Source organism: Arthrobacter sp. SPT-J7 (genome assembly GCF_059089965.1).
On record NZ_JBNHFF010000177.1, the window covers coordinates 1 to 7,015 of the forward strand.

A 7,015-nucleotide genomic window follows, 5' to 3' on the forward strand; every position below is an offset into this window, starting at 1 on the left:
CGCCTTCGCCTCCCGCACCAAGCCCGCCGCCGCGCCTGCCGCAGCACCGGTCCCCACGGTTCCGTCCACCTCACTGGCGGAAGCCTCAAAGTGGGGACGCGTCGAAGGCGACGGACACGTCTTCCTCACCATTGACGGCGCCGAGCACCTCGTCGGCCAGTACCCGGACGTCAGCGACGACGAAGCCCTGGCGTACTTTGCCCGCAAATATGACGACGTGGTATCCCAGATTGTCCTGCTTGAGCAGCGCGTCAGCTCCAAGGCTCCAAGCGCCGACATGCAGAAGACCGTCACGCACCTCCGCGAGCAGTTGGCCGAACGGAACATGGTGGGCGACCTCCGGTCGGCCGAGGCGCGCCTCGACGAGCTCTCCACCCAGATCGCGGAGCTGGAAAAGGCGGAAAAGGCAGAGCACGACGCCATCCGCGCTTCCGAGCTCGCCGCACGCGAGGCAATTGTTGCAGAAGCCGAGCAGATTTCCGGGCAGGATCCGGCACAGACGCAGTGGAAGACCTCCAGCGCCAGGATGAATGAGCTCTTCGAGAGCTGGAAGACCGCGCAGAAGAGCGGAGTCCGCCTGGGCCGCAGCAACGAGGACGCCCTGTGGAAGCGCTTCCGTGCCGCCCGCACTGTTTTCGACCGCCACCGCCGGGCCTACTTCTCACAGCTGGACAGCAACAACTCAGCTGCAAAGTCCGCCAAGGAAAAGCTGATCGCAGAAGCGGAAGCCCTGTCCACTTCCACTGACTGGGGTTTCGCCGCCGGCGAGTACCGCCGCCTGATGGACCAGTGGAAGGCCTCCCCGCGGGCCAGCCGCAAGGACGACGACGCCCTCTGGGCGCGGTTCCGTGCCGCCCAGGACGTCTTCTTCACAAACCGCCAGGCTGCCAATGACGAAATCGACCAGGAGTACGCGGCAAACCTCACGGTCAAGGAAGCCCTTCTGACCGAAGCCAACGCGATCCTCCCGGTGAAGGACCTCGCCGCCGCCAAGAAGGCCCTGCAGTCCGTCCGTGACCGCTGGGAAGAGGCCGGCAAGGTCCCGCGGGCAGACATGGGACGCATTGAGGCGGGGCTTCGCAAGGTGGAGGATGCCGTGCGCAACGCTGAGGAAGAACAGTGGCAGCGGTCCAACCCGGAGCGGAAAGCACGCACCAACAGCGCCCTCTCCCAGCTGGAGTCCGCCATTGCCGGGCTGCAGGACGATCTCGCCAAGGCAGAAAAAACCGGCGACCAGCGCCGGATCAAGGCTGCACAGGAAGCTCTCGAAGCACGGCAGGCATGGCTTGACCAGATCCAGCGCTCGGCCAGTGAACTGACCTAGCCTTATCGCCTGACTCATCCAGTCCGGCGTTCTACTGCAGGCCCGGCTCCGGTTATCCACATATCCGGAGCCGGGCCTGTCCCTGTTAAGCGCAGGGGCGGCAGGATGGGTGGATGGCGATTCCATCACCTGCTCCCTCCGCAAACCGCGGCATGGACCCCGGCCAGGGCGGGGAAGCAGCACACCGTTTCCCTGAGCTGTATGCCCCTGGACTGCCTTTTGCGTCGCCGGAGCTGCAATCCCTGGCCTCGGACGGCCTGCTGGAACGTTTCCATCAGCACGGCTACACGCTGCCGGGAGCCACGGCCTCTCCGCAGCTGCGTGCACGGGCTGCAGCGGGGACAGTCCCCGCTGCAATCCGCCAGCGGGTAGTCGCGGGCCGAATGACGGCGGCGTGGATCTACGGCTGCGCCGGCGAACCGGACCGGATTGCCCTCCTGGTGGACGCGAAGCGGCGGGTTTCCAGCCTTCGGAACACCAGGGGCTGCACGCTGCATGAGGTCAAGCTTGGGCCCTTCGACGTGGTCAGCCTCGGCGGCCTGATGGTGTCCAGCCCCCTGCGGACTGCCCTCGATGTCGCCCTGCATGTGGAGGCCGAACGCGCCGTGCCCACGCTCGAGCGGCTGCTCGCCCGGCCGCAGAACGATGTGCGACTGCGTTTGCTCGTGCTTGCCATCGACGCCAGCCCCCGCGTTCCCCATAAGAAAGCAGCGCTGGAAAAGCTGGCCCGTTTAGTTCCGGCGCTTGTTCCCGGTGGTGCGGTAAACGTCGAAAACCCCATCAATGCGGCGGACCGCACTGAGGACGTGGTGCAGGTACTTGGGGTCCCCCATCTCGAAGGCGAACTTTGAGATGGCCACCCGGTCCGTCGAGGTATGGACGCTGGCTGCAAGGATGTTCACGTGGTTTTCGGACAGCACGCGCGTCACATCCGAAAGCAGCGATTTGCGGTCCAGCGCCTCCACCTGTATCTCCACCAGGAACACACTGGACTGGGTGGGCGCCCAGTCAACGTCCACAATCCTGTCCGGTTGGTCCTTCAGGTCGGAGATGTTGGTGCAGTCGGTGCGGTGCACCGAAACCCCTGAGCCCCTGGTCACGAAACCCAGGATGGGATCCGGCGGCACCGGCGTACAGCAGCGGGCAAGCTTTACCCAGACGTCGCCCACGCCGCGGACTACAACGCCGGAATCGGAGAACCGTGCCTTGGTGACCTGGGTGGGGACGCTGACTTCGGTGATGTCGTCGTCGGTGCTTTCATTGCCGCCAAGGCTTTCGACGAGCTTCTCCATGACCGACTGTGCGGAGGTGTGCCCGTCCCCCACCCCGGCGTAGAGACCGGAAATGTCAACATACTTGAATTCCTCGGCTACTGCAGCCAGGGCCTCGTGTGTCATCAGGCGCTGCAAGGGAAGATTCTGCTTCCGCATGGCCCGGGTCAGCAGTTCCTTACCGCGGTCGATCGCCTCTTCACGGCGTTCCTTGCTGAACCACTGCCGGATCTTGTTGCGGGCCCTGGCGCTCTTGACGAAGTGCTGCCAGTCCTGGCTGGGCCCGGCACCTTCGGCCTTGGAGGTGAAGATCTCCACCCAGTCGCCGTGGTTCAACTCGCTGTTGAGCGGAACCAGCTTTCCATTGACCCGGGCGCCGATGGTCCGGTGCCCCACCTCAGTATGGACCGCATACGCGAAGTCCACCGGAGTTGACCCTGCCGGCAAAGCCATAACCTCACCCTTGGGGGTGAAAACGAATACCTCACGGGCGTTGATCTCGAACCGCAGCGAATCAAGGAACTCGCCGGGATCCGACGTCTCCTGCTGCCAGTCCACCAGCGAACGCAGCCAACCCATGTCGCCGTCGCGGGGGCTTCCCGGGCCCACGGCGGTCCGGTTGGGCTGGTCCTTGTACTTCCAGTGTGCTGCGACGCCGTATTCGGCGCGGCGGTGCATCTCGTGGGTCCGGATCTGTATTTCCACAGGCTTCCCGCCCGGGCCGATCACCGTGGTGTGCAGCGACTGGTACATGTTGAACTTGGGCATCGCGATGTAATCCTTGAACCGGCCCGGCAGCGGGTTCCACCGCGAATGCATTGTTCCAAGTGCCGCGTAACAGTCCCGGACGGAGTCCACCAGGACGCGGACACCCATGAGGTCATTGATGTCGTCAAAGTCCTTGTCGCGGACAATCATCTTCTGGTAGATCGAGTAGTAGTGCTTGGGACGCCCGGTGATGGTGGCCTTGATCTTGGCAGTGCGCAGGTCTTCCGTGATCTGGTCGCGGATAACGCTCAGGCTCTTTTCCCGCTCCGGGGTCCTGTCCCCCACCATGCGGACAATCTCTTCGTACACCTTCGGATAGAGCGCCGCGAACGAGAGGTCTTCCAACTCCCACTTGATAGTGTTCATACCCAGGCGGTGGGCAAGCGGGGCAAAGATTTCCAGCGTTTCCCGGGCCTTGCGGGCGGAAGATTCGGCGGAGACAAAACGCCACGTGCGGGCGTTGTGAAGCCGGTCGGCAAGTTTGATCATCAGCACGCGGATGTCCTTGGCCATGGCCACAACCATCTTGCGCACTGTCTCGGACTGGGCTGCTTCCCCGAAGCTGACCTTGTCCAGCTTGGTCACGCCGTCGACGAGCATGGCCACTTCAGGGCCGAAATCGCGCTTCAGGTCAGCGAGCGTGTAGGCGGTGTCCTCGACGGTGTCGTGCAGGAGGGCTGCCGCCAGGGTTGTCCCGCTCAGTCCCAGTTCGGCAAGGATGGTGGCAACCGCCACCGGGTGGGTGATGTAGGGATCGCCGCTCTTGCGCTTCTGCCCCCGGTGGCTTTGTTCCGCCACGTCGAAGGCACGCTGGATCAGGTCAAAATCCTCTTTGGGATTGTTGGCCCTTACTGTCCTCAGCAGCGGCTCGAGGATGGGCGAGTAATTTGCCGCGCTGCGTCCGGTCAGGCGGGCGAGCCTGGAGCGGGTGCGTTCCCTCCGGCCGGGGAAAGTGGGACGGGACCCCGAGTTGTCCACGGGGACCAGCGAACTTGAGCGCGCGGAAGCGGCCGCCCCGGTCTGCAGACCGGCAGGACTTTTATCTCCCTGTGCCGTTGGCACCGACGCCGAACGTTCTTCCAATGAAGCACCCCTCACCACCGTTTAATTACTTCAGTCTATTCCTCCGCCGGGGGACTTTTTAAACCGGCCGTTAGAACTAGACGGGCCGGGCAGCGTCAAGGTTCTGACACTGCCCGGCCCGGCAAGCTGCTCAGGTTTGTACCGGCTCCACGGCAGTGGATCCGGACCTGGAGGCAGCTTCTGCCCGGCGGTGTTCCACGCGCTTGGCCTGCCTGACCAGATCGGGCTCGTTCTGGCGCAGCCAGGCATACATGGGAGCGGCGACGAAAATCGTGGCTGCGGTCCCGATCAGGATGCCGACAAACAGCGCAAGCGAGAGGTCGCGCAGGGTTCCCGCTCCCAGCAGGCCTGCACCAATGAACAGGATGGCGCCCACGGGGAGGATTGCCACCATCATGGTGTTGATCGAGCGGACCAGGGTCTGGTTCACGGCCAGGTTGACTTCCTCCGCAAAGCTCCGCCGGGTTGACGCGTCCAGGTCGGCGGTGTTTTCGCGGATCTTGTCGAACACCACCACAGTGTCATAGAGCGAGTAGCTCAGGACGGTCAGGAACCCGATAATGGCGGACGGGGTGACTTCGAAGTCGCTGAGGGCGTAAACCCCCGCTGTGACGAACATCGTGACCACCATGCCGGCGATTGCCGAGAGCGACATCTTCCAGGTGCGGAAGTACAACGCCATCAGCACCGCAGCCAGGAGCACAAAAATCACCAGGCCGATCAGTGCCTGCCTGGTCACGTCAGCACCCCACGTCGGACCCACAAACGTTGACGTCACTTCGTTGTCGGTTACGCCGTAGGCTGCGGTGAGTCCCTCCTTGATGCGAAGGGTCTCGTCGTCGGTGAGCTTGTCGGTCTGGATCCGCATGGTGGTCCCGGCCACGTTGGCTACGCGCGGAACGCTGCCCTCCACTACATCGGTGACGGCCTTTTCGCCCACGGACGCGTCAGTGGTCTGGACGTTTGAGACCGTGAATTCGGACCCGCCGCGGAACTCGATGCCGAGGTTGAACCCGCCCTTGGCCACCGGAATAAGAATGGACAGCGCAATGGCAACCGCCGCAATGATGAACCAGATTTTCTTGGCGCCTACAAAGTTGTAGGAGCGCTTGCCCGTGTAGAGCTCGTTGCCGAAATTAGCGAAGCTTGGCATTACTTGTTCTCCTTCGCTGCAGACTTTGAGGAGCCTGCGAGCTGCTCCTGCTTCTGCGCCATCCGGCGCTCGGCAATGGTCATGCGGCGTTCGGCCTCGGCCGCGGCACCAGCGTTCTTGGCGCGGACCACGGCGGCGGCAGGCTTGTCTTCAGGGGTGCGGATGCGGCCTGCACCACGGTAGAGCGGCACGGCACCCAGACGCTTGGGGTCGAGGCCGGACAGCCGGTGGCCTTCACCAAAGAACCTGGTGCGCGCCAGCAGCTGCAGGGTGGGGTGCGTGAACATAAACACCACGATGAGGTCGGCGATGGCGGTGAGGCCAAGCGTGAAGGCAAAGCCGCGGACGTTGCCCACAGCCACGAAGTACAGGACAAGGGCCGCAAGGAGGTTGACGGCCTTGGAAGCCAGGACGGTGCGCTTGGCCCGCTTCCAGCCGTTTTCGACGGCGGACACCAGGCCGCGTCCCTCGCGGAGCTCATCACGGATGCGCTCGAAGTAGACGATGAACGAGTCCGCCGTCTGGCCGATGGCCACGATGATGCCGGCCACACCGGCGAGGGACAACCGGTAGTTTTCGGTCCAGCCCAGGATGGCGATGGCGAGATAGGTCAGGATGCCGGCCACCACCAGCGAGGCGATGGTCACGAAGCCGAGGGCCCGGTACTGGAAGAGCGAGTACACCACCACCAGCAGCAGGCCGATCACGCCTGCAAGGAGGCCCATGCGCAGCTGTTCGCCGCCAAGGGTGGCAGAGATCTGCTGCTCGCTCTGGATCTCGAAGCTTATGGGCAGCGCGCCGAAGCGGAGCTGGTCCGACAGGGCCTTGGCGGTTTGTTCCGTGAAGCCGCCGGTGATCTGGGGCCGGCCGTCCGTGATGACGGCAAGCGAGCGGGGAGCAGAGATGACCTGGTCATCCAGCACAATGGCGAACTGGGCCTTGGGGTCGTTACCGGCGTCGCCGCCGGCGGCCACGTAAAACTGGTTAAGGCGTTCGGTGACCTCTTTGAACTTCGCCGTGCCCTCGTCGTCGAACTGGATGTTGACGGCCCACTCGTTCGTGACGGCGCCCTGCGCACCCTGCTGGAGCTGGAAGGAGGACGTGACGATGTTGCTGCCCTTGACCTCCACCGGACCGAGGATGTATTTGATGGCGGGGTTCGTTTCGGAAGCCGGCTCACAGGTCACCAGCGGCTTTGCCGGATCCGAACGTTCCTGCTCATCCTGGGACGGGTTGTCACAGTCCAGGGCTTCGAACTGCCGGTAGATTTCCGGCGTGATCCAGTTGGTGTCGCTGCTGTTGGTGGGTTCCGCCGTCGGCTTGGGCAGCTGGTCCTCGGGTGCCCGCGACTCCTCCGGAACAGGTGCGCCCGCTCCGTTGAGGAGGACGGGGCGGAAATTCATGTCAGCGGAGGCC

The 7,015-nt window shown here is 63.9% G+C and carries 5 protein-coding genes; 2 read left to right on the forward strand and 3 right to left on the reverse strand.

The window, feature by feature from the left end:
• Together AC5RWX_RS28450 and AC5RWX_RS28455 are read left to right on the forward strand one after the other, a co-directional pair.
• Nucleotides 1-1,324 (forward strand): DUF349 domain-containing protein (locus AC5RWX_RS28450; RefSeq protein ID WP_494099598.1); only part of this gene is annotated, 1,324 nt, incomplete at its 5' end.
• A gap of 113 nt (nucleotides 1,325-1,437) precedes the next feature.
• Nucleotides 1,438-2,175 (forward strand): type IV toxin-antitoxin system AbiEi family antitoxin, encoded by a 738-nt coding sequence (locus AC5RWX_RS28455; protein ID WP_494099599.1) that lies wholly within the window; start codon nucleotides 1,438-1,440, stop codon nucleotides 2,173-2,175.
• On the opposite strand, the gene AC5RWX_RS28460 is transcribed toward AC5RWX_RS28455, so the two are convergent.
• The 3 genes from AC5RWX_RS28460 to secD all read right to left on the reverse strand — a co-directional run.
• Nucleotides 2,056-4,446, reverse strand: coding sequence for a RelA/SpoT family protein (locus tag AC5RWX_RS28460; RefSeq protein ID WP_494099600.1), 2,391 nt, complete (start codon nucleotides 4,444-4,446; stop codon nucleotides 2,056-2,058). The genes AC5RWX_RS28455 and AC5RWX_RS28460 overlap by 120 nt on opposite strands.
• Before the next feature lie 130 nt (nucleotides 4,447-4,576).
• A complete protein-coding gene (secF, locus tag AC5RWX_RS28465) occupies nucleotides 4,577-5,599 on the reverse strand; it encodes a protein translocase subunit SecF (protein ID WP_494099601.1) in 1,023 nt (340 codons plus the stop codon).
• Nucleotides 5,599-7,015: protein translocase subunit SecD (gene secD / locus AC5RWX_RS28470; RefSeq protein ID WP_494099602.1), on the reverse strand; the 1,417-nt coding region annotated here is incomplete at its 5' end. The genes secF and secD, both read right to left, overlap by 1 nt.